At 72.2% G+C, this 26,343-nt stretch carries 1 protein-coding gene; it reads right to left on the bottom strand.

Translation table 11 applies throughout. From position 1 onward, the window contains the following. The coding region (locus D7W82_RS24450) for a non-ribosomal peptide synthase/polyketide synthase (protein WP_120620658.1) at nt 1–26,343 on the bottom strand (26,343 nt) is incomplete at both ends.

Genomic DNA, 26,343 nt, shown 5'->3' with positions numbered 1-26,343 from the left:
CCACGGCCGGGGCATCCGGGGTGCGCGCCACCTGCCGCTCGATGAGGCCGTGCAGCGTGGCGTCCCGTTCGAAGTCCACCAGCTCGCCGCTGCCCACGCGCACCAGCCGCACCAGCTCCTCCGGCGAGACGAGCGACACGTCCGCGAGCGGCAGGTCCGGCGCGTCGCACACGGCCTCCAGCAAGCGCCGCAGCTGGGCGAAGAGCCGCTCGATGGTGGCCGTGTCGAACAGGTCCGCCGCGTAGCCCAGGTGGCCCTCGTAGCCATCGCGGGTCCGGCTCAGGTCCAGCGCCAGCTCGAACTGCGTCGGGCTGCCACCGTCGAAGGAGGCTGGCCCCACGGTCAGGCCGGGCACCGCCAGCTCCGGCAGAGGGGCGTTCTGGAGCGCGAACATCGCCTGGAAGAGCGGCGTGCGGCCCAGGTCGCGCTCGGGCTGGAGCGCATCCACCAGGTGCTCGAACGGGATGTCCTGGTGCTCGTACGCGCCCAGCGTGGTGGCGCGCACCTGGGCCAGCAGCTCGCGGAACGTCGTCTTCGCGCTGAAGCGGCCACGCAGCACCAGCATGTTCACGAAGAAGCCGATGAGGCCCTCCGTCTCCGCCTGCCGGCGGTTCGCGATGGGCGAGCCCACGAGCACGTCATCCTGCCCGGACATGCGAGACAGCACGGCCTGGAACGCCGCCAATAGCGCCATGAAGGGCGTGGCGCCTTCGACCTGGGCCAGCGCGTCCACGCGTTCGCTCAGGACGCGCGGCAGCGTCACCCGGACCAGACCGCCTCGCTGTGTGGAGGTGGCGGTCCTTGGCCGGTCCGTGGGCAGGTCCAGCACGAAGGGCGCTCCGGACAGCTGGTTCTTCCACCACTCGACCTGCGCCTGGAGCACGTCACCCTGGAGCCAGCCGCGCTGCCAGAGTGCGTGGTCCGCGGCCTGCACCCGCAGCTCCGGCAACGGCGATGGCCGTTCCTCGGAGAACGCCGAGTAGAGCGCGCCCATCTCGCGCACCAGCACGCCCGTGGACCAGCCGTCGGAGATGATGTGGTGCGTGTTGAGCAGCAGCCGGTGCGTCGTGGGGCCCAGCTTCATCAGGAGCCCCCGGAACAGCGGGCCCTGCTCCAGGTCGAACGGGGTGCGCACCTCCTCCAGCGCCAGCCGCGACACCTCCGCTTCACGCGCCTCCACCGTCGGCGACGCGGACAGGTCCACGTGCCGCAAGGGCATGGGGAAGGGCGGATGGATGACCTGTGACGGCGTGCCCTCGATTGAATGGAAGGTCGTGCGCAGCGCTTCGTGGCGGCGCACCAGCTCGTCGAACGCGGCCAGCATCACGATGATGTCCAGCGTGCCTTCCAGCGCCAGCATGCTCGGGAGGCTGTAGACGTTGCTCGCCGTGCCCAGCTGCTCGATGAACCAGAGCCGCTGCTGCGCGAACGACAGGGGCAGCACGTCCGGCCGCTCCGCGCGGACCAGCGCGGGCAGGGTGGACCCGGGGACCTCGCGGGCTTCGGACGCTGGCTGACGGAGGGCGTCGATGCGCTCCGCGAGCGCCGCGACCGTGGGCCCTTCCAGCAGGGCGCGCAGGGGCAGCTCCACGCCGAAGTGCTTGCGCACGCGCGACACCAGCTGCGTGGCCAGCAGCGAGTGCCCACCCAGCTCGAAGAAGCCGTCGTGGCGTCCCACGGCGGGGATGCGCAGCACCTCGCTCCACAGCGGGATCAGCGCCGCTTCGGTGGGCGTCGCGGGCGGTGCGATGACGCGCTCCGTGGCGGGCGCGGCTTCCGGTGCCGGCAACGCCTTGCGGTCCACCTTGCCGTTGGACGTCAGCGGCAGGGCGTCCAGCGTGATGAACACCGCGGGCACCATGTACTCCGGCAGGTGACGGAGCAGGTGCTCGCGCAGGGGCGACGTGTCCACCTGGGGCGCGACGTATGCCACGAGCCGGTCGTCGTGCACCTGCGCCACCGCGTCCCGGATGCCCGGGTGCGCGCGCAGCGTGGCTTCGATCTCACCCAGCTCGATGCGGTTGCCGCGCAGCTTCACCTGGAAGTCCAGGCGGCCCATGAAGTCGAGCGTGCCGTCCTCGCGCCAACGGGCCTTGTCGCCCGTGCGGTACAGGCGCGCGCCGGGCTCCGCGCTGAACGGGTCCGGCAGGAAGCGCTCGGCCGTGAGCGCGGGTTGGCCCAGGTAGCCGCGCGTGACGCCTTCACCGGAGAGGCACAGCTCGCCCGGCGTCCCGATGGGTGCCAGACGCAGGTTCGCGTCGAGCACGTAGGCGCGCAGGTTGGTGATCGGCCGGCCGATGACGGGCAACGGCTGGGTCGCGCCCTGGACGGCGATGGTCGTCGCGTCCACGGTGACCTCCGTGGGGCCGTAGCCGTTGTAGGCGCGTGCGTGCTTCGCCGCGGCGAGCTGCCGCCACGTCACCTCGTCCATCGCCTCGCCGCCAATGGAGAACCGGACGGGGCCATGGGCGCGCTCCAGCATTCCCGCGGACAGCAGGAGCTTGATCTGCGACGGCGTGCCGTCCAGCAGGTGGATGCGCTGACGCTCCAGCCAATCCAGCATCGCCTCCGGATCCAGGCGCACGTCCTCCGGGACGATGACCAGGCAGTGGCCGTCCAGCAGCTTGATCACCTGTTCGATGGCGGCGTCGAAGTACAGCGGCGCGTTCACGGTGATGCGCTGAGCAGGCGGCAACTCCTCGTAGATGCTCCGCGTCATCGCCAGGTGCAGGTGGATCACCGAGCGGTGTTGAACCATCACGCCCTTCGGCGCGCCCGTGGAGCCCGACGTGTAGATGACGTAGGCGAGGTTCTCGGGACCCGCCACCGGAGGCGGGTTCTCCGAAAACCTGTCCGACTGTCCGACAGGTTCAGCCTCTCCCGACGCCGCCGACATGGCCCTCCCAAACCTGTCCGACTGTCCGACAGGTTCGGTGTCCCCCGGGGCCTGCCCGGCCTCCGCGAACCTGTCCGACTGTCCGACAGGTTTTGCGTCCAGCCGTACCAGGTGGGGCACCTCCGGGTGCCACACTTCTTGCAGAGCCTGCGTCGTCACCAGCACGCTCGCGCCACTGTCTTTGAGCACGAACGACTTGCGCGCGGCCGGAGCCTTGGGGTCCAGCGGCACGAAGGCGCCGCCGGCCTTGAGCACCGCGAGCAGCGCGACGATGGCCTCCACCGACCGCTCCAGGCACAGGCCCACCGTGACTTCGGGGCCCACATCCAGCGACCGCAGGTGCCAGGCAAGCCGGTTGGCTCGCGCGTTGAGCTGCCGGTAGGACAGCTTTGTTTCCTCGAACACCAGGGCGTCCGCGTCCGGCGTGGCGGCGGCCTGTCGTTCGAATCGCGCGTGCACGGTGGTGTCGCGCTCGAAGTCCACGACGTCGCCGGTGCCGGCGCGCAGCAGCCAGGCGCGGTCCTCGGCCGGGAGGAGGGACACGTCCGTCAGCCGGGCCCCGGGCTGGATGAGGGATTCCAGCGCCTGGCTCCACTGGCCCAGCACGCGCTGCACGGCGGCCGCGTCGAAGCGGTTCTCGTCGTAGGCCAGGTGCAGCTGGAGCTCACGGCCCGGGTGCACCGTGGCCGCCAGCGGGTAGTTCGTGCTCTCGCCGACCACCAGGTCGCGCAGATCCAGCGCGGTGGAGCGGCGCAACACCGATTCGTCGAGGGGGTAGTTCTCGAAGACGAGCAGCGACTGGAAGAGCGGCAGGCCCCGGGGGATGTCGCTCCACCCCTGCGCGGCGACCAGCGGCGTGTGCTGGTGCTGCTGGAGGTCCAGCAGCCTGGCCTGGAGGGACTGGAGCCACGGCAGCACGGGCGCGCCCTCGTCGGGGAGCGTGACGCGGACCGGCAGCGTGCTGATGAGCAGGCCCAGCATGGTCTCCGAGCCCGTGAGCTCCGGCGGCCGGCCCGCGAACGTGGTGCCAAAGAGGACATCGCGCGTGTCCGCGTGGCGCGCCAGCACCAGGGCCCAGGCTGCCTGCGTCAGCGTGTTGACCGTGATCCGGTGCTGCCGGGCGAAGCCTTCCAGCGCCGCGGTGCGGGCCTCGGGGAGGGTCAGCACCTGGTGGGGCTGATTCACCGTGCCGGTGGGGTTCGAGGACGAAAGGCGCACGGCCGGCAGGGGCGTGGGTGACGACAGGCCTCCCAGCTGGCCTCGCCAGAAGCGTTCGTCCCCGGCGGCGTCGCGCTGGCCCAGCCACGCGATGTAGTCCCGGAACGGCGGACGTCCGGCGGCGGGCAGCGGCGTCCCGGCGCTCAGGGCGTCGTAGAGGGCGAAGACCTCCTGGAAGAGCAACGCCAGGCTCCAGCCGTCGAGCAGCAGGTGGTGGTGGCTCCAGACGAAGCGCCACCGCGCGTCTCCCAGCCGCACCGCCGTCATGCGTGACAGGGGCGCACGCGACACGTCGAAGCCGCGCGCGCGCTCCTCCGCCATCAGCCGCTCCAGTCCAGCCTGCTGCTCCGGCTCAGGCAGGTGGCGCCAGTCGTGCGCTTCGAACGGCAGCGCCGCGCGCGAATGCACCGCCTGCAGCGGCGCCTCCAGGTCCTTCCACACGAAGGCCGTGCGCAGGATGGGGTTGCGGTCCACCGCGGTCTGCCAGGTCCGCTGGAACAGCGCGAGGTCCACGTCCGAGTGGACCGACCACGCGGTCTGCTCGAAGTAGAAGCCCGCCTCCGGATCATTCAGCGCGTGGAAGAGCATGCCCTCCTGGAGCGCGGAGAGCGGGAACAGGTCCTCCACCGTGGGGCCCTGCGCCGCGAGCACCGCGTCCAGGGAGGCCTGGGACAGGCGGGCCAGCGGGAAGTCGCTCGGCGTCCGCTTGCGCGCGTCCTCCGAGTGGCGCCGGTGGATGAGTTCGCGCAACGCGCGCGTGAAGGCCTGGGCCAGGGCTTCGATGGTGGGGGCGTGATGCCACTCCTGGCTGAAGCCGAAGTCCATCCGCAGCCGTCCGTCCACCACGAAGCCGTCGATGGCCAGCGGATGCGCGCGAAGGGCCTTGGGCGACACCGCCGTGCCGGTGGGCCCGGTGCCCAGGGCGAAGAGGGTGCTGGCGCCGGTGGATCCGTCCAGCTGTCCCAGGTAGTTGAAGACCACCTGCGCGGACGGCAGGGCTTCGAGCCGCTGGCGGAGCTCCGCGGGCCCCATGTAGCGCAAGAGGCCGTAGCCGATGCCGCGGTCGGGCCACGTCGACAGCGAGTCGCGCACCGCGCGCAGGCAGTCTCCGGTCGAGCCTGCCTCCGGCAGCTGGAGCAGGGCCGGCGTCAGCGACGTGAACCACCCCACGGTGCGGGACACGTCCGCGTCCGCGAAGAGCTCCTCGCGGCCATGGCCCTCCAGGTCGATGAGCAGGCGCGACTGGCCCGTCCACTCGCGCAGGGCGAGTGACAGGGCCGTCAGCAGGACGTCGTTGATGCGCGCCCGCCAGGCTCCCGGGGTCTCCTGGAGCAGCAGCCGGGTCTCTTCGGCATCCAGCCGCACGGACACGGTGTGGTGCGAGCCCGCGGTCCCGGGCCCGGATCCATCCATGGGCAACGGGGCCACGTCCCGCCGGGCCTCGTCGAGCCAGAGGGACTTCTGGGCATGCAGGGCATCGGACAGGGCGTGGGCTTCCAGCCTGCGGGCCCAGGCCAGGAAGGAGGTCGTCTTCGCGGGAAGCGCGGGGGACTGGCCCGCGCGCAGCCTCAGATAAGTCGTCTCCAGGTCCTCGGCGAGCACCCGCCAGGAGACGGCGTCCACCACCAGGTGGTGGAGGATCAGCAGCAGGCGCTGCTCCTGTCCGGCGCCGGAGTGGAAGAGGGCGGCGCGCAGCAGGGGCGGCCGGCCCAGGTCGAACGACGCCTGGAGGCGCTCGGCCTCCTCCTCCAGCCGCGCCGGGCGCATGTCCTCGGGCAGGCCGGAAAGGTCCACCTGGAGCAGGGAGACCTGGACCTCGTCAGGCGCTGCGTCCTGCTGGCGCCAGGCGCCGCCGTCCTCGCGCACGAAGCGCATGCGCAGGGCGTCGTGGTGGACCACGAGCGCCTGGAGCGCCTCTTCGACCCACGCCGCCTTCAACGGCTGGCGCGCCTGGAGCAGCAGCACCTGATTGAAGTGATGGGCGTGCGTGGGGTCGCGCTCCAGCAGCTGGCGCTGGATGGGCGTGAGCGGGACCTCGCCCACCACCGGTCCCTGTTCCGCGAGGCGGACCCCGCTGACGCGAGCCACGGAGGCCAGGGCCGCCAGCGTCGGGTGCTGGAACAGGTCGCGTACGAACAGCTGGATGCCGGCCTGCCGCGCCCTGGCGACGGCCTGGAGGCTGATGATGGAGTCGCCGCCCAGCTCGAAGAAGTTGTCATCGAGCCCCACGCGTTCGACGCGCAGCGCCTGCGCCAGGACCTCTGAAAGCGTCCGCTCCAGCTCCGTGCGGGGCGCGACGTACGCCCGCGTCGCGGCGCGCTGGAGCTCCGGCGTGGGAAGGGCCTTGCGATCCACCTTGCCGCTGGTCGTCAGCGGCAGCGCCGGCAACGGGATGAAGAGCGCGGGCACCATGTACTCGGGCAGCCGCCGCGACACGAGGGTCCGCAGCGAGGCCAGCTCCAGGTCCGCGCCCGAGACGACATAGGCGACCAGACGCCGCGCACCGGGCGCGTCCTCGCGCACCACGGCCACGGCCTCACGGACGTCCGGGTGGGAGAGCAGCGCGGCTTCGATGTCGCCCGGCTCGATGCGGAAGCCTCGCAGCTTCACCTGGAAGTCGGCCCGGCCCAGGTACTCCAGCGTGCCGTCCGTGCGCCACCGGGCGATGTCGCCCGTGCGGTACAGGCGCGCGCCGGGCGTGTCGCTGAAGGCGTCGGGGAGGAAGCGCTCGGCGGTGAGGGCAGGGCGGCGCCAGTAGCCCCGGCCCACCTGCACGCCTCCGATGAACAGCTCTCCCGGGATGCCCACGGGCACCGGTTGGCCGTGGGCATCCAGGACGTACAGGCTCGTGTTGGCCACGGGCCGGCCGATGGGGATGACTCGCAGGGCTTCGTCGCGCGGGCACTCCCAGGACGTCACGTCCACGGCGGCCTCGGTGGGGCCGTAGAGGTTGTGCAGCGTGGTGTGCGGCAGGCGCGCCTGGGCACGGAGCACCAGGTCCGCGGGCAGGGCTTCGCCGCTGCACATCACCTGGCGCAGGCGCGGCAGGGAATGCAGACCGGGCTCCTCCACGAAGGCGCGCAGCATGGACGGCACGAAATGCGTGGTCGTCACGCCCTCGCGCGCCATCAGGGCCACCAGATAGTCCGGCTCCTGGTGTCCGCCGGGCCGCGCGAGCACCAGCCGCGCGCCCGTCATCAGGGGCCAGAAGAACTCCCAGACGGACACGTCGAAGCTGAACGGCGTCTTCTGCAGCACCGTGTCCGACGGCGTCAGGCCGTAGCGCCCCTGCATCCAGCGCAGGCGGTTGACGACGCCCGCGTGCGCGTTCATCGCGCCCTTGGGACGGCCCGTGCTGCCCGACGTGAAGATGACGTAGGCGAGCGAATCCTCACCGGCGAGCGGCGGGGGCCGGACGGTGGGCTCGCGCGCGATGGCCTCCCACTGGGTGTCGAGCGCGATGACGTGCGCGGAATGAGGAGGCAGCGCGGCGCGGAAGCGCTCTTGCACGAGGAGCACGGGCGCGGCGGTGTCCTCCACCATCCCGGCGATCCGTTCCGCGGGCGTGGCCGGATCCAACGGGACGTAGGCCGCGCCGGACTTCAGGACGCCCAGGAGGGCAACCACCATCTCCAGCGAGCGCTCCATGCAGACGCCCACCAGGGTCTCCGGACCCACGCCGTGCGCACGCAGGTGATGCGCGAGCTGGTTGGCCCTGGCTTCGAGCTGCGCGTACGTGAGGCGCTGCTCCTCGAACTGGAGCGCGATGACCTCCGGGGTGCGTTCGGCCTGGGACTCGAAGAGTTGGTGGATCGTGGCGCCGGCGGGGAAGTCCACGCGCGTGTCGTTCCAGCCGCGCAGCACCTGTTCGCGCGCGGACAGCGTGAGCAGCGACAGCTTCGCGAGCGGTGCTTCCGGCGCCGCGATGATCTCCCTCGCGAGCACCACCAGGTGCTCCGCCATGCGCTCGACGGTGGCTGCGTCGAAGAGGGCGGTGGCGTACTCCAGGTGGCAGGCGATGCCCGTGCGGCTCTCCAACACCTCCAGGGACAGGTCGAACTTGGCCGTGTCCGTGGGGACCTCCACCTGGCTCAGTGCCAGCGACGGCAGCTGGCCCTTTGCCTCCGGCGTGTTGATCACGTTGAGGACGGCCTGGAAGACCGGCGTGCGGCTCAGGTCGCGCGGGAGTTCGAGTGTCTCCAGGACTCGCTCGAACGGAGCGTCCTGGCGCGCGTAGGCCTCCAGTGCCTGGGCACGCACGCGGCCCAGCAGCTCCACGAAGGACGGCTGGCCGGACAGCTTCGAGCGGAAGGGCAGGGTGTTGATGAAGCAGCCCAGCAGCCATTCGACCTCCGGACGCGTGCGGCCCGCGATGGGCGTGCCCACCACGAAGTCGTCCTGCCCCGAGTAGCGCGACAGCAGCGTCTGGAAGAGCGCCATCATCACCATGAACGGAGTGGCGCCGTTGCGGCGGCCCAGCGCCAGCAGCGGCGCGGACACGTCGGACGGGAAGGCGAAGCGGTACCGCGCGCCCTCGAAGGACTGGCGGGCGGGACGCGGCCGGTCCGTGGGCAGCTCCAGCACGGGCGCTCCGGACAGCTGCTGCTTCCACCAGCCGAGCTGCGCCTCCATCACGCCGCCATCCAGCCAGGCGCGCTGCCACACGGCGTAGTCCGCGTACTGCACCGGCAGCTCCGTCAGGGGCGACGGCTGGCCCGAGTGGAACGCGGCGTAGTTCGCCGTCAGCTCGTGCGCGACGACCATGTTGCACCACGCGTCGGATACGGCGTGGTGGAAGACGATCGCCAGCACGTGCACCTGGGGCTCCAGGCGCAGCAGCGTCGCGCGCAACACGGACTGCTCCAGGTCGAAGGGCAACAGCGCGTAGGCCCTGCAGAAGCGCTGCATCTCCGCTTCGCGAGCCTGCGGCGTGTCGCCCTCCACGTCGCGGCGCGGGAGCGGCAGGCCGCGCGGCGGGTGGATCTTCTGCACCGCGCGGTCGCCCTCCAGTGCGTACGTGGTGCGCAGGACTTCATGCCGCGCCACCAGCGCGTCCAGCGTCGCCTGGAGCGCGTCCACGTCCAGCTCCCCGACGAGGCGGAAGAGCGACGGGTTGTTGTATGCGCCGCTGCCGGGATCCAGCTGCTGGAGGTACCAGAGGCGCTGCTGCGCGAAGGACACGGGCAGCGGCCGGTCGCGGCCCACGCGCGGGATGGGCGGCGGGCCCTCGTTCACGACCGGAGCGGCGGGACGCGCGGCGACGGGCGCCACGGCGGGACGCGGCGCTTCCACGACGGCGGGACGCGCCACGGGCGGAGGGGGGAGGCGGGACGGTGAGGCCACCGGCTCCACGCGGCCATCCGCGCGTAACCGGGCATGGCGGCCGGTGCGGTACAGCCGCGCCGCGGCCTCTCGGGGGTGCGGCACCAGGCGGCGGTGCTCTTCATCACCCGCGCGCCACAGCGCGGAGGGGAGCCCCGCGCCCGCGAGGGCCAGTTCGCCCACCACACCCGCGGGCACGGGCTGACCGGCCGCGTCCAGCACCCACGCTTGGAGGTTCGCGGGGATGCGTTCTCCCAGCGTGCGCGGCAGCAGCGCCCCTTCCTGCGCATCACCGGACAGCCACACCTCCACGCCCGCCGCACGGTGCAGCGCCGAGCCCAGCTCCACCGACGCGCCTTCCAACACCAGCGCGCCCACGCGGGACAGCGACTCGCGCGCTCCGGGCAGCTCGCTCAACGAACGCGCCAGCCGCGCTGACGTGTGCAGCAGCACCGCGCCGGACTGGCGTGCCAGCTCCAGCAGGCCCTCCACGCCCGCCTCGGCCTCCACCAGCACCTGCTCCTGGCGGGCGGCGGCCTCCGCGTCCATGCGCTCGCGCACCACGGCCAGCCGGCGCAGGCCCTCCAGCACCACCGGCGTGTCCAGACCGAAGTCGATGAGCGCCGCCACCTCGTCCACGTCCGCCGCGCGCACGTCGCGCAGCCGCTTCACGGCGCCGTCCACCGTCCCCACGAGTCCCGTCGTCTTGGCGTGGTTCTCGAAGGTGTGCTCCAGCAGCGCGTCGATGTCCTCCGGGGACAGCTTCTGGATGTCGCCCTGGTAGCCCTGGGTGAGCAGCAGCGACGTGAGGATGTCCACCGAGCTGCGGAAGTACGCGAGCAGCGGCTTGCGCACGATGCGCAACACCTCCTGGTCGTCGTCGCCCAGGTACGTGTGCAGCATGCAGGTGATGTGGCCCCGGCCGGGGTGGCCGTTGCGGCGCCACGCCTCGCGGTACAAGGCCACCTTTGGCTTCAGCTCCTCCAGCGAGTGCGACAGCAGGCCCGTGAGCACGCCCGCGCCCAGCTCACCCGCCATGCGGAAGGTCTCCGGGTTGGACGTGGCGGTGAGCCACACCGGCAGCTCCTTCTGCACGGGCTTCGGCCGCAGCGCTCCTTCCACCAGGGTGCCCGCGCCGCCGGGGCGCTTGAAGCGCTCGCCGCGCCAGAGTGCGCGCAGCGTGGCCAGCTTCTCCAGGAGGATGTCGCGGCGCTTCTCGAAGTTGGCCGGTGCGAAGGTGAAGTCCTGCGTGTGCCAGCCCGTGGCCACGGAGAGGCCCACTCGGCCCTGCGAGACGTTGTCCACCACGGACCACTGCTCCGCGATGATGAGCGGATCATGCAGCGGCAGCACCACGCTGCCGGAGCGCACGTGCAGGCGCTTCGTGACGGCCGCGACCGCGGCGGAGATCACCGCGGGCTGCGGGTACAGACCTCCGAACGAATGGAAGTGCCGCTCCGGTGTCCACACGGCGGAGAAGCCGTTCGCGTCCGCGAACTTCGCGCCCTCCATCAACAGCTCGTACTTCGGCCCCTGGAGCGAGTCCTCGTCGTTGGCGAAGTAGATGAGGCTCAGGTCCATCGCTTTCGCGCGAGGCCCACCGCCTCCAAGGCTCACCAGCCGCGCGGTGATGCGCTCCGGCGGGTACACCACGCGCAGGCCGCGCGTGAGCGCCCACAGGGCCTCCAGCTCCGGACGATCCGCGGAGGCCTCGCTCGCGGACAGCCACGCACCGCCATCCGGCGGGGACAACCGCGCGTCCAGGCCGGTGAAGAACTCCGACAGCTCGCGGTGGCCCAGCGCCCAGGCCGGCTGACCCGAGCCCGTGGGCAGCAGCCACGCCAGCGCGTGCGCGTCCACTCCTGCATGGACGGGAGCACCCGACGCGTCCACGTCCTCCACGTACACGACGCGCGAAGCCTCCACGCGCACGGACGCCACCAGCGCGCGCGTGGTGATGAGCACCGGCACGCGGGTGCCCTCCGGCGCGTACAGGGGCAACTGCGTCAGGTCCGCCGGGCCCAGCGCGATGCCCGCACCACCCGAGGCCAGCACGCCCCACAGCGCGGCCAGCTTCTCCGGCGACGAGCGCAGGCACACGGCCACCGGCGTCCCGGCCGTCACGCCCAGGGACTTCAGCCGCGCGGCCAGGGCCTCCGCCCGGGCGCCCAGTTCGGCCCAGGTCCAGTGCGCATCCCCGCGCGAGACGGCGGTGGCGTCCGCGTGGCGTGCGCGCCGCTCCGCCAGAAGGGCCGGCACGGAGGTGAAGCCCGGCGAGGCACGGGGCGCGGGCCAGGCGCGGCGCTCGGCCTCCGTGGTCAGCGGCAGTTGCGACACAGGCGTCTCGGGCCGGGCGAGCGCCGCGCCGAGCAACACCTGGAAGTGCTCCATCAGCCGCTCCACGGTGGCGGCGTCGAACAGCTCCGTCGCGTACTCCAGGACGCCGTGGACCCGGCCGGGGGCCTCGGAGAGCAGGAGCGTGAGGTCCGCCAGCGTGGCGCCCCACTGCACGGGCGTGCCCGGCACCTCCACCAGCGAGCCTCGCAGGCCCGTCAGGTTCAGCGTCCCGGCGCCCGCGGCCACACCCGTGTGGTAGACGAACACGGAGTCCGTCAGTCGTCCGCGGCCAATGTCATGGCCCGGGATGAGGGCTTCCACCAGGTACTCGAAGGGGACGTCCGGACGCGTCTGCGCGTCGGCGACCTCGTCACGCACCTGGGCCAGCAGCTCACGGAACGTGAGGCCGTCCGTGAAGCGCGTCCGGAACGCCGCCGAGTGCGCCACGTAGCCGATGAGCGGCAGCAGCTCCGGCCGCGTGCGGTTGGCGATGGGCGTGCCGACGATGACGTCCGTCTGGCCGCTGTAGCGGTGCAGCAGCGTCTGCCACGCGGCGAGCACCGTCATGTAGCCGGTGAAGCCCTCGCGGCGCGCGAAGGCCACCAGCTCGTGGGCGAGCGCGGGCGGGAACTCGACCGTCATGCGCTCGGAGGTGAGCGGGCTTTCGGTGGGGCGTGGACGGTCGGTGGGCAGGTCCAGCTTGCGCGGCATGCCGGCCAGCCGCTGCCGCCAGCCCTGCTCCTGTTCGGGCAGGTGGCCGCCCGCGATGCCGTGGCGCTGCCACGCGCCGAAGTCCGCGTACTGCACGGGCAGCGGGGGCAGGGGGGACGGACGCCCCTGGAGGAAGGCGTCGTAGAGCTGCCCCAGCTCATGGACGAACAGCGTGATGGACAGCGTGTCGCTGACGATGTGGTGGATGCCGCACAGGAGCAGGTGCAGCCGCGTGTCCACGCGCACGAGCGTGGTGCGCAGCACGGGGCCGTGGACCAGGTCGTACGGCTTCGCGGCGTCCTCGCGGGCGAGCCGCAGGGCTTCGGGCTCGCGGTCCTCCAGGGGGCCGCTCAGCTCCACGCGGGTGAGCGGGACGCGCATATGCGCGTGGAAGCGCTGCACGGGGCGGCCGTCCACTGCGTCGTAGGTCGTGCGCAGCGCTTCGTGGCGCTGGACGATCTCCTGGATGCCGCGCTCCATCACATCCGCGTTCAGGTCGCCTTCGAGCCGCAGGACGAACGGGATGTTGTACGCGGACTGACCGGGAAGGTGCTGCTCCAGGCGCCAGACGCGCTCCTGCACGAAGGACAGCGGCAGCTCTCCAGTGCGCGCGAGCGGCACCAGCGGGAGCTCCGCGGAGACGGTGGCCTGCGGCGCCTGACGCAGCAGGGGCACCAGGCGCTCCGCGATGCCCGCGACGGTGGGCGCTTCGAAGAGGGCCGCGAGCGGCAGGTTCACGCCGAACGCGTCGCGCACCTGGTTGAGCAGCTGCGCGGCCGTCAGCGAGTTGCCGCCAATCTCCAGGAAGTCGTCATGGCGGCCCACGAACTCCAGGCCCAGGCGCGCGCGCCACAGCGCGGCCACGCGTTCCTCGACCTCGCCACGCGGGGCATCGTCACGCGCGGGCTGTGAGGGCGCGGCAGGAGCCTCGGTGGATTCTTCGAAGGAGGCCGATGCCGCGACCGGAGCCTGACTTGCGATCGAAGCGGGGAGGGCAGCGGCCTCCACGGCCTTCACGGTGACGCGGCCTTGCGCCTTCTGCTCCACCCAGACGGTCTTCTCCTGGAAGACGTACGTGGGCAGGTGCAGCCGCAGGCGCTGCTCGTGCGCGTAGAACGCGCTCCAGTCCACGGGGACGCCCGCGGTCCACAGCTCTCCCACGGCCTGGAGCCAACCCATCTGCTCCGTGGTCTTCCCGCCCGACCGCAGCGACGGCAGGCCTCGAACTCGAGGCGCGCCGCTCTCCACCCCCAGCAGGTTCGCGCGCACCAGCGGCGTCACGTCCTGACCGGGGCCCACCTCCAACAGCACCGCGCAGCCTTCCTCCTGCAGCGTCTCCACCGCGCGGGTGAAGTGCACGGGCTTGCGCATCTGCTCGGTCCAGTAGCGCGGATCCGCCAGCTGCCCGGGCTGTGCCAGCGTCCCGGTGAGGCTGGACACGTAGCGCACCGCTGGCTCCGACCGGCGCAGCGTGCCCACCACGCGCGCCAGCTCCGGCATCAACGGCTCCACGTCCACCGAGTGGAACGCGTGCGGCGCGGGCATGCGCACCGCTCCGGCCTTCTGGTCCTTCAGCGCTGACTCCAGCCGCTCCACTTCCTCCACCGGGCCGGACACCACGCAGCGGTCCGGCGTGTTCACCGCCGCCAGCTCCAGCCGGCCCGACAGCAGCGGCTGGACCCGAGCCGCGGGCAGCGCCACCGCGAGCATCGCGCCCGGCGGCATGCGGTGCATCAGCTCACCGCGCGCCACCGTGAGGCGCATCGCGTCTTCCAGGGACAGCGCGCCCGCGACACACGCCGCCGCGTACTCGCCGAAGCTGTGTCCCAGCACCGCGTACGGCGTCACGCCCAGGTCCTGCCACAGCCGCGCCAGCGACACCTGCACGCAGAACAACGCGGGCAGCGCCACGCGCGTGTCCGCCAGGGCCGCCGTGGCCTCCACCTCCGCACCGGCCTGGGGCGACAGCAGCCTCGACACGCGCTCCCGCAGCGGCGCCTCCAACAACGCGAGGCACGCATCCAGGTACGCGCGGAACCGGGGCGACGCCTCCGCCAGTTCGCGCCCCATCGCGACCCGCTGCGCTCCCTGGCCGGAGAACACGAACGCCACCCGGGGCGCGCGCTTCTCCGTCTTCACCGCGACCACCGGCTTGCGCAGCTGCCACACCAAATCCGCCGCGTCCTTCACCACCAGCGAGTGGCGGTACTCAAACGCCTTGCGCCCCACGGCGTGCGTGAACGCCAGGTCCGCCAGCGCCTGCGCATCCACGTCCTCCGCCAGGTGCGCATCGAGCTGCCGCGCCGCCGCCTGCAACGCCTCCAGCGAACGCGCGGACAGCACGACGAGCTGATGGGATCGCGAGGTCGAACCACTCCGCCGCGGGGGGGCCTCTTCGAGGACCGCGTGCGCGTTGGTGCCGCCAATGCCGAAGGAGCTGACCGCGGCGAAGCGGGGCGTCTCCCCCCGCGGCCACGGCCTCAGGGTGGTGTTGACGAAGAACGGCCCCGCGTCGAAGTCGATCCGCGGGTTGGGCTCCTCGAAGTGGAGGCTGGGGGGAATCTCTCCGTGGTGCAGCGACAGCGCGGCCTTCATCAGGCCCGCCAGACCCGCGACCGTGTCCAGGTGGCCCACGTTCGTCTTCAGCGACGCGAGCGCGATGCGACCCCGGTGCTCCGCGCCCAGGCCGTACGCGCGAGTCAGCGCCGCCACTTCAATCGGGTCCCCGAGCGGCGTCGCGGTGCCGTGGGCCTCCACGTAGCCCACGGACTCCGGTGCCACGCCCGCGTTGGCCAGCGCCTGGGACACCACCGCCGCCTGTCCCTGCACGCTCGGCGCGGTGAACCCAGACTTGTTCCGGCCATCGTTGTTCAGCGCCGAGCCTCGGATGACGGCGTAGATGGCGTCCCCATCCCGCACCGCGTCCTCCAGCCGCTTGAGCACCACCGAGCCCACGCCGTTGCCGGACAGCGTGCCTCCCGCCTTCGCGTCGAACGCGCGGCAGTGGCCGTCCGGGGAGAAGATGAGCCCCTCCTCGTGCACGTAGCCCGTGCGCTGCGGCAGCGACAACCGCATCGCGCCCGCGAGCGCCACGTCGGACTGGCCCGTCCGCAGGCTCTGTGCGGCCAGGTGCACCGCCACCAGGCCCGTGGAGCACGCGGTGTAGAGCAGCACGCTCTCGCCCGTGAGCCCCAGCTTGAAGGACGCCTTCGTCGCCAGGCTCTCGTGCGTGGCGGTGCCGTGCAGCTCCATGTACGACGCCGCGTCCAGCGGCATCGCCTGTCGCACGGCGTCCGTGTACCCGGAGCCCGTGGCGCCCGCGTACAGCGAGATGGCGCCGGGGAATCGCTCCGGATCGATGCCCGCGTCCTCCAGCGCGGCCCACGCCGTCTGGAGAAAGAGCCGCTGCTGCGGATCCGTGAACTGCGCCTCGCGCAGCGACATGTCGAAGAACGCGTGGTCGAACCGGTCCGCGCCGTCGATGACGCCCGCGGCCGGGACGAAGGCCGGCTGGTGCCACAGCTCCAGCCCCTCCGGCAGGAGGGACAGGTGCTCCAGCTCCTCGGGTGAGAAGCGCGTGATGGACTCCACGCCTCCGCGCAGGTTGCGCCAGAACTCCGCCACCGTCATCGCGCCGGGGAAGCGTCCCGCCATGCCGATGATGGCGATGGAGCCGGACGCGCCGGCCGCCGGTGCCTCGCGCGGACGGTGACCGGGCGCTTGAGACACGGGCGTCGGTGTGGTGCCCGGGGCCTGCGACTCACGCTCCAGCCGCTGGACGAAGCCTTCGAGCGTGGGGTGCTCGAACAGCCACACCACGGGCACCTCGCGCTGGAGTTCATCGCGCAGGCGCGCGGCCAGCCGCACCACGGTCAGCGACGTGGCGCCCAGGTCCTCGAAGAAGTGGTCCTGCGCGCTCACGCGGTCCGTGCCCAGCTCGCGCGCGAAGACGGGCGACAGGCGCTGCTCCAGCGGGTGCGTGGGCTCCACGAAGCGGCCCTGACGTCCGGTGGACGCGGCGTCCGGCGCGGGCAGCGCCTTGCGGTCCACCTTGCCGCTGGGGTTCAGGGGCAGGGTGTCCAGCATCACGAACACCGACGGCACCATGTACTCCGGCAGCCGCTGCCGCAGCGCCGCGCGCAGCGCCGAGGCCTCCAGCACATGTCCCGGCCCAGGCATCGCGTAGGCCACGAGCCGCTTGTCCCCGGGCACGTCCTCGCGCACCACCACCGCGGCGTCCTGCACCGCGGGCAGGTCGCGCAGGGCGGCCTCCACCTCCGCCAGTTCGATGCGGAAGCCGCGCACCTTCACCTGCGTGTCGATGCGGCCCAGGAACTCCAGCGTGCCGTCCGGACGCCAGCGGCCCATGTCTCCCGTGCGGTACAGCCGCGCGCCCGGCGTCGCGCCGTACGCATCCGGGACGAAGCGCTCCGCCGTGAGGTCCGGCCGCGACACGTAGCCCCGGCCCACGCCATCACCGCCAAGCAACAGCTCGCCCGGCACGCCCACGGGCACCGGGCTCAGTCGCGCGTCCAGCACGTACACGGACGTGTTGGCGAGCGGCGCGCCGATGGGCACCGACGTGCCCACCTGCTCCGGCCGCTCCACCGTGAAGGCGGTGGCGACAATGGAGCACTCGGAGGGGCCGTAGCCGTTGGTGAAGGGGATGCCCAGCGACTCCACCGCCCGGCGCACGTGCGGCGCGGAGACGACGTCGCCGCCCGTGTGCAATTCGCGCAGCCTCCCGAGGATGTCCGGCCGGTGCTCCATCAACTGCGAGAAGAGTCCCGAGGGCTGGTGGATGAAGGTGACGCCGTGGCGCTCCACCACGCCGGCCAGCGTGTCCATGTCGCCCGCGGGCACGTGGCCCGGGAAGATGACGAGCCGGCTGCCATGCACCAGCGGCATCCACAGCTCCAGCACGGAGCCGTCGAAGGACACGGGCGCGAAGAGCAGCACCGTGTCGCGCATCCCGTAGTGCAGGTATGGCGCCGCGTGCAGCACGCGCAGCAGGCCGCGGTGCTCGACGCCCACGCCCTTGGGCCGTCCGCCGCTGCCGGAGGTGAAGATGACGTAGGCCAGGTTGCGCGGCCCCACGCCGGTCTCCGGCGCGGTGACGGGCTGTTCGGCCAGCGCCAGCTCCTCCAGGAACAGGCACGGCAGGGACGCGTCGGGCAGGTGCAGCCGGCCGCGCAGCTCGCGCGTGGTGACGAGCAGGTGTGGCCGGGCATCCTCCAGCATGAAGCTCAGCCGCTGCGCGGGATACGACGCGTCCAGCGGCACGTACGCGCCACCGGCCTTGACGATGCCGAGCACCGTGACGACGAAGCCCACGGAGCGCTCCAGGCACAGCGCCACCCGCACATCCGGCCCCACGCCCCGGGCCCGCAGGACATGCGCGAGCTGGTTGGCCCGCGCATCCAGCTGCGCGTACGTCAGCCGTTCATCCCCGTCCTCCACCGCGATGGCGTCCGGACGCAGCGAGGCCTGAAGCGCGAAGCGCTCCGCGAGCGTGCTGTCGGAGGGATAGGGAAGGGCGGTGTCGTTCCACGCGACGAGCACCTGCTGGTGCTCCTCCGGCGTGAGCCACGGCAGCCGTGAGAGGGGCACGTCCGGCCCGGTGACAGCGGCCTCCAGCAGCACGAGCAGGTGGCCGGCGAGCCGGGCCACGGTGTCGCGTTCGAAGAGGTCGGTGCTGTACTCGATGGAGCCGCGCAGTCCGTCCGGCGTCTCGGTGAGCAGCAGGCTCAGGTCGAAGTGGGCCGTGCCCGCGTCCACCTCCAGCGGCTCCATCCTCAGCCCCGGCGCATCGAACGCCTCGGCCGGAGCGTTCTGGAGCGCGAAGACCGCCTGCACCAGCGGCGTGCGGCCCAGATCGCGAGGCACCTGGAGCTCCTCCACCAGCTTCTCGAACGGGAGGTCCTGGTGCTCATAGGCCGCGAGCGTCGTGTCCCGCGTCTGTCCCAGCAGCGCGCGGAAGGACGCCTCCGGGTGGATGCGCGCCCGCAGCACCAGCGTGTTGACGAAGAAGCCGACCAGCCCCTCCACGTCGCCGTGGGTGCGGCCCGCGATGGGGGCGCCGACGAGCAGGTCCTCCTGCCGGCTGTAGCGGGACAGCAGCACCTGCCACGTGGTCAGCAGCGCCATGAACGGCGTGGCGCCCTCGCGCCGGGCGAGCCCCGCCAACCGCTCCGTCAGGTCGCGAGGCACGTGCACGGGCATCAGCGCGCCGTGAGGGGAGCGCGTCGTGGGCCGAGGCTTGTCCGTGGGCAGCTCCAGGACCCGGGGCGCACCGGCGAGCTGCTCCTTCCACCACGCCACTTCATCCGCGAGCACGTCGCCCTGGAGCCAGCTGCGCTGCCAGGCCGCGAAGTCGGCGTACTGCACGGGCAGCTCCGGTAGCACCGGGGCCCTACCGGAAGCAAAGGCCGCGTAGGCCGTGGCCACCTCGCGCACCATCACCCCCAGGGACCAGCCGTCGGAGACGACGTGGTGCATGCCCAGGAGCAGCACGTGCTGCGTGGACGTCAGCCGCAGCAGGCGCGTGCGCAGCAGCGGTCCCGTGCCCAGGTCGAAGGGCCGGCCCGCCTCCTCGCGCGCCAGCCGCTGGACCGCCGCTTCGGGGTCCAGCTGTTCGCCCAGGTCCGTCACGGGCAGCGCCCAGACCGGCGTGGGATGGATGTCCTGGACCGGGTCGCGGTCCTTCAGCGCGAGCGTGGTGCGCAGGGCTTCGTGGCGCTCGACGAGGAACTCCAGCGCGCGGCGCAGGGACTCCACGTCCAGCGCGCCGTCCAGCCGCACGGCCCCCAGCAGGACGTAGGGCGTGGCACCGGGTTGCAGCTGTTCCATCACCCACAGCCGCTGCTGCGCGAAGGACAGGACCTGTCCACCGTCGCGAGGCGCCTTGCGGATCGCGGGCACGCGCGGGAGGTCCGTGCGCGAGAGGAGCTGGGCCTCCACCTGTTCGGTGACCTCCGCGACGGTGGCTCCGTCGAAGAGGCCTCGCAGGGGCAGCTCCACCTGGAACGAGGAGCGCACTCGGGACAGCAGCCGCGTGGCCAGCAGCGAGTGTCCACCCAGGGCGAAGAAGTCATCGTGCACGCCCACCTTCGGCACCCGCAGCACGTCGCGGAACAGGTCCGCGACCCGCTGCTGGAAGGGCGTCATCCGCTGGGGCTTCGAAGGCGCCACGGCGACCGGATGCACGTCCGGAACAGGCAGGGCCTTGCGGTCCACCTTGCCGTTGGGGGACAGCGGCAGCGCGTCCAGCACCGCGAAGGCAGAGGGCACCATGTACTCCGGCAGCTTCGCCTTCAGCGCTTCGCGCAGCGCCTCCGCCGTCACGCCCTGGCCCACCACGTAGGCCACCAGGCGCTGGTCGCCGGGCGCGTCCTCGCGCACCACCACCACGGTGTCGCGCACGCCTTCGCACTGGCGCAGCGCCGACTCCACTTCGCCCGATTCGATGCGGAAGCCGCGCAGCTTCACCTGGAAGTCCAGGCGGCCCAGGTACTCGAGGGTGCCGTCGGCGAGGACTCGGGCCCTGTCTCCCGTGCGGTAGAGCCTCGCGCCCGGGGGGCCGTAGGGATCCGGGATGAAGCGCTCCGCCGTCAGCGCGGGACGGCCCAGGTAGCCCCGGCCCACCTGCACGCCGCCGATGTGGAGCTCTCCCGCGATGCCCACCGGCACCGGCTGCAACGCCGCATCCAGGACGTGGATCCGCGTGTTCGCCACCGGCCTGCCGATGGGCACCGAGCGCCGTCCGTCATGGCGCTCGCACGTCCAGGCCGTCACATCCACCGCGGCCTCCGTGGGGCCGTAGAGGTTGTGGAGGGGGACGCCCAGCCGCTCCAGGCAGCGGTCCTTCAGCTCCAGCGGCAGCGCTTCGCCACTGCACACGACGCGGCGAAGCGCCGTGCAGCGCTCCAGCCCCGGCGCCTCCAGGAACACCTGGAGCATGGACGGCACGAAGTGCACCGTCGTGATGTCTTCGCGCGCCATCACGTCCACCAGGTACGCGGCGTCCTGGTGCCCACCCGGCCTCGCGACCACCAGCCGCGCGCCCGTCATCAGCGGCCAGAAGAACTCCCAGACGGAGACATCGAAGCTGAACGGCGTCTTCTGCAACACGACGTCGCGGGGCTCCAACCCGTAGGCGTCCTGCATCCAGAGCAGCCGGTTGCGGATGCCCGCGTGGGTGTTCATCGCGCCCTTCGGACGCCCCGTGCTGCCCGACGTGTAGATGACGTAGGCCAGGTGCTCGGCGCCCACGCCCGACTCCACGGGCTCCGGCGACAGGCTCGCGACCTGGGGCCAGTCCGCATCCAGGCAGAGCACCGGCGTGCTCCCGACCGGGAGCAACGACCGCAGGTGCTGCTGTGTCAGCACCACCGCGACCGCCGAGTCCTCCACCTGGTACGTCCGCCGCTCCGGCGGCGCGGAGGGATCGATGGGCACGTACGCGCCGCCCGCCTTGAGCACGCCCAGCAGCGCGATCACCAGCTCCAGCGACCGCTCCGCGCAGACACCCACGCGCACTTCCGGCCCCACGCCGTGCGCCCGCAGCGCACGCGCGAGCTGATTGGCCCGGCCGTCCAGCTCGCGGTACGTCAGCCGCGCGCCCTCGAAGTCCACCGCGAGGGCCTCTGGAGTCCGCGCCACCTGCGCTTCCACCAGCCCGTGCAGCGTGCCCTCCAGCGGGTAGTCGCGCTCAGTGGCATTCCAATCCACCAGCAGCCGCTGCTCCGCGTCTCCCATCAGGGGCAGCAGGAGCACGGGCGTCGCCGCATCGCGGGCCACGGCCTCCAGCAGCACCTGGAAGTGGGTGGCGAAGCGCGCCGCCGCGTCCTCGGAGAAGAGGTCCCGGCTGTATTCGAGCGTGCCCTCCAGGCCGCCGTCGCTCGCGGTGAGTGAGAGGTGCAGGTCGAAGCGCGCGGTCTCCGTCGAGGTGTGCAGCCGCTCCACGCGGACGCCGGGCAGGGCCGGCGTGGGCAGCGGCGCGTTCTGCAGCACGAACATCACCTGGAACAATGAGGCGCGGTCACCGCCGCGCGCCTGGGCCACGGCCTCCACGAGCCGTTCGTAGGGCACGTCCTGGTGCGCGTACGCGGCCAGGGAGGACTCGCGCACTCGGTCCAGGAGTTCGGTGAAGCGGGGGGCTCCGTCCAGGTTGGCGCGCAGCACCAGCGTGTTGAGGAACACGCCGATGAGCGGCTCCAGCTCCGGCCGGTTGCGGTGGGCCACCGGCGTGCCCACCGCGAAGTCGTCCTGCCCGGAGTAGCGCGACAGCACGGCCTGATACCCGGCCATCAGCACCATGAACAGCGTGGCGTCCCGGTCGCGGCCCACCTGTTCCAGCGAGCGCACCAGGGACGCGGGCAGCGTGAAGACATGGCTGCCCCCACGCGTTGACCGGGTCCCGGGCTGTCCCTGCTCGGCGGGCAGGGTGAGCACGGGCACGTCCTTCAGGGACTCCGTGAGCGCGTCCAGTCGGGCCCGGGCCGTCTCGGAGTCCTCCTGCTCGCGCTGCCATGCGGCGATGTCCGCGGCCTGCACCTCCAGCTTCGGAAGCGGCGACGGACGTCCCGCCGCGAGCGCCGGATAGAGGCTGCCCACCTCGTGCACGAGCACGCCCATGGACCAGCCATCCGTGACGATGTGGTGCATGCACAGCAGCAGCACGTGTTCGTCCGGGGACAGCCGGAGCAGCCGCGTGCGCAGCAGTGGACCGGTGCGCAGATCGAACGGCCGGGTCGCGTCCAGACGCATGTGCTGTTGCAGGATGGCGTCGCGCCCGGCGCCTTCGTGGAGGGGCTCCACCGGCAGGAACCCGTCGAAGGGCGGTGCGTGGATGCGCTGGAGCGGCTGACCCTCGTGCTCCTCGAACGTGGTGCGCAGCGGTTCGTGCCGGCGGACGAGCTCCGCGAACGTGCGGCGCAGCACCTCCACGTCGAGAGGACCGGAGAGCCGCAGGGCCAGGGGGATGTTGTAGAGGGCCTGACCGGGCTCCAGTTGTTGCAGGAACCACATGCGCTGCTGCGCGAAGGACAGCGGCAGCGCCTCGTCTCGGGACACCTGGGGGATGGGGGCGGCGGGGTATCGGGCCGGAAGCGCTTCGATGCGCTCCGCGAGCCGTACCACGGTGGGCGCGTCGAAGACCGCTCGCACGGGCAGGTCCACGCCGAACCGGGCGCCCACGCGGGTGACGAGCTGGGTGGCCAGCAGCGAATGCCCACCGAGCGCGAAGAAGTCATCGTGCGCGCCCACGCGCTCCACGTGCAGCACGTCCTGGAACAGCGCGGCCAGCTCCTCCTGGAGCGGCGTCAGCGGGCCCGTGTCCTCGGCGGCGGCAGGCGCCGTGGGGGCGGGCAGGGCGCCGCGGTCCACCTTGCCGTTGGGCGTGAGGGGCAGGGCGTCCAGGCCGACGACGGCCGAGGGCACCATGTACTCCGGGAGGCGGGAGCGCAGATGTTCACGCAGGACTCCGGCATCCACGGTGGCCGGGACGACGTAGGCCACGAGGCGCTGTTCACGCACGTCGACCACGGCCTCGCGGACCTCGGGGTGCGTGCGGAGCGCGGCTTCGATTTCGCCCGGCTCGATGCGGAAGCCACGCAGCTTCACCTGGTGATCCATGCGGCCCAGGAACTCCAACGTCCCGTCCGCGAGCCAGCGCACCCGGTCGCCCGTGCGGTACATCCGCGTGCCCGGCGCGTCGCGGAGCGCGTCCGGCACGAAGCGCTCGGCCGTCAGGTCCGGCCGGCGCAGGTAGCCGCGCACCACGCCTTCACCGCCGATGAACAGCTCACCGGGGACACCGACCGGCACCGGCCTCAGCCGGTCATCCAGGACGTGCAGCCCCGTGTTCGCCAGCGGCCGTCCCAGCGGCACCGTTCCGGCCGTGTCCGTCTCCACGCGATGCATGGACGACCACACCGTCGTCTCCGTGGGGCCGTACATGTTGAGCAGGGCAGGGACGTGCTCCCGCAGCTTCGAGGCGAGGCTCCCCGGAAGCGCTTCGCCGCCCACGAGCAGCTGCCGCAGCCCGCCCAGCGCCTGCAACGCACGGGGTTCCTCCACGAGCGCACCCGCGTACGACGGCGTGCACTGGAAGTGGGTGACGGCGTGGCGCTCCAGCAGGTCCGCGAACGCGGCGGGCTCCAGGCCCGTGGGCGCGAGCACCACCTGGAAGCCGCGCGTCCAGGCCCAGAGCAACTCCAGCACGGAGATGTCGAAGGAGATGCTCGTCATCGCCAGCCACGTGCCCGGGCACGGCGAGACGTGCGCATCCATCGCGCGGAAGAAGTTCATCACCGTCCGGTGCGGCACGCCCACGCCCTTGGGCCGCCCCGTCGAACCCGACGTGTAGAGCACGTACGCGAGCGTCCGCGCGTCACTCGCGGACCGCACGAAGTCCGCTCCCACCGAAGGGGCCACGTCATCGAGGAAGAGCCGGCGCTCGGCCGGCACCGCGAGCACGTCCTCCAGGCGACGAGGCCCCACGAGGACCTTCGCCCCCGAGTCCTCCCACATCGCCGCGAGCCGCTGCGTCGGGTACGCCGGATCCAACGGCAGGTAGGCCGCCCCCACCTCCAGGATGCCGAGCATCCCCACCGCCAGCTCCACCGAGCGGTCCACGCACAGGCCCACCACCGACTCCGGCCCCACGCCCCGCTGCCGCAGCGTGTGCGCCACGGCCCGGGCCCGAGCACGCAGCTCCCGGTACGTCAGCCGGCCCTCCCCGGCGACGAGCGCCACGGCATCCGGCGTGCGGGCCACCTGCGCCGCGAAGCGTGAGGAGACGGTGGTGTCCGAGGGGAACTCGATGTCGGGTCCGCGCGACAGCGCGAGGAGGTGCTCCGACTCGTCGGCTTCCAGCCACGGCAGCGCATCCACCTGGCGCGAAGGATCCGTGACGGCGGCCTCCAGCAGCACGCGCAGGTGGCCCGCAATGCGGGCCACGGTGTCCGCGTCGAAGAGGCCGGTGGCGTACGCCAGCCAGCCCTCGAAGCCCCGCGCTGATTCGGAGAGCGAGAGCGTCAGGTCGAACATCGCCGTGCCCGAATGCACGTCCAGCAAGCGCGACTGGAGGCCCGGCAGCATGGGGGCGCCCACCTGCGCGCCCTGGAGGATGAACATCACCTGGAAGAGGGGTGTGTGCCCGCGCTCGCGCGTGGGCTGGAGCGCTTCCACCAGCTTCTCGAAGGGAACGTCCTGGTGCGCGTATGCGCCCATCGCCGTCGCGCGCACGCGGCCCAGCAGCTCACGGAAGGTGGGCGCGCCGGACAGCCGCGTGCGCATCACCAGCGTGTTGACGAAGAAGCCCACCAGGCCCTGCAGCTCCGCGCGGTCGCGGCCCGCGATGGCCGTGCCCACGCTGACGTCGTCCTGTCCCGAGCGGCGCGCGAGCACCGCCTGGAAGGCCGCGAGCAGGACCATGAAGGGGGTGGCGCCCTCTTGCACCGCCAGCTTGCGCACCGCTTCGGCGAGCCGCGAGTCGAGCACCACCGGCACGCGGGCCCCCTGCGTCCCACGCTCGGCGGGACGCGGCCGGTCTGTCGCGATCTCCAGCAGGCGGGGTGCGCCCGAGAGCTGCTCGCGCCAGTAGTCCAGGTGTGAAGCCAGCGCGGCTCCGTCCAGCCACTCCCGCTGCCACTCCGCGTAGTCGGCGTAGGCCACCTTCAGCGCGCGCAGCGGCGACGGGCCGCCTTCGCGCAGCGCCGCGTAGACAGCGGACAACTCGCGCACCAGCACGACCATGGACGTGCCGTCCGACACGGCGTGGTGCATGACGAGCACCAGCACGTGCGTGCGCGCGTCCAGCGTCAGCAGCGTGGCGCGCACGAGCGGCCCTTGCGTCAGGACGAACGGACGGCGGGCCTCCTCATGGGCCCACCGGGAGGCTTCGGCCTCGCGGGTTTCGGCGGGCAGGGACTCCAGTGACACGCGAGCCAGCGGCAAGGATGCGATGCTCGCGATGACCTGCAGCGGCCTTCCATCCTGTTCCCGGAAGGAAGTCCTCAGCGCGTCATGGCGCGCGGCGAGCACCCGGAGGCTGTTCTCCAGCGCTGCCACGTCCAGCTCGCCTTCCAGTCGCACGGCCGCGGGCAGGTTGTAGGTCACGTCGCCCGGTGCGTACCGGTCCAGGAACCACAGCCGCGCCTGCGCGAAGGACGCCGCCCGGTCGCCCTTCACGTCCCGGCGGCGCAGCGGGCTCGCCGCGGGGGAAGCCTCCGCCGTCCGGACCGAGTTCAGCTGCCGTGCAAGGGACGTGATGCTCGGGCCCTGGAGCAACCACTCCATGGGCACCGTCAGCCCGGTGCCTGTGCTCACTTCATGCGCCAGTTCCACCGCGCCCAGCGAGTCCAGTCCGTAGCGAGTCACCGGAGCATCAACGTCGATGTCCTCACGGAGCATGCGCACGTGCCGGGCCACGACGTCGCGCAGCCAAGCGACCAGTGCTGCCTCGTCCGCGTTCGCGGGCAGGTCCACTTCCGCCCTCGGTCCAGCCTCAACCGAGGCAATCACGGGAGCAGCGGGGAGGGGGGCCTCGAATTCAGACGACGAGTTCCGGAGCTCCAGCGGCTCCGCCCGCCATGCCGTCACCTCCTGCAACGTCCCCGCGACGAAGGCCGCGCGGCACGCGTGCCGCTGCACCTTGCCACTGGACGTCTTCGGCAGACTTCCCGGCTCGATCAGCACCACCGCGTGCGCCTGCACCTCGTGCGACTCCGCCAGCCTCTGACGGATGGTGCCCACCGCCGCGTCCGCCGCCGCCAGCTGCTCACGCAGTCCGCCCAGCCGCCGCACGTCGATTTCCTGCACGACCACCGCGCGCTCCTCGCCCCCCACCTCCACCG

It is taken from the genome of Corallococcus sp. CA049B (assembly GCF_003611685.1).
Classification (GTDB): Bacteria; Myxococcota; Myxococcia; order Myxococcales; family Myxococcaceae; genus Corallococcus; species Corallococcus coralloides.
Note: the sequence above shows the minus strand (reverse complement) of the source record. Positions and strands in the feature narration are given on the sequence as shown.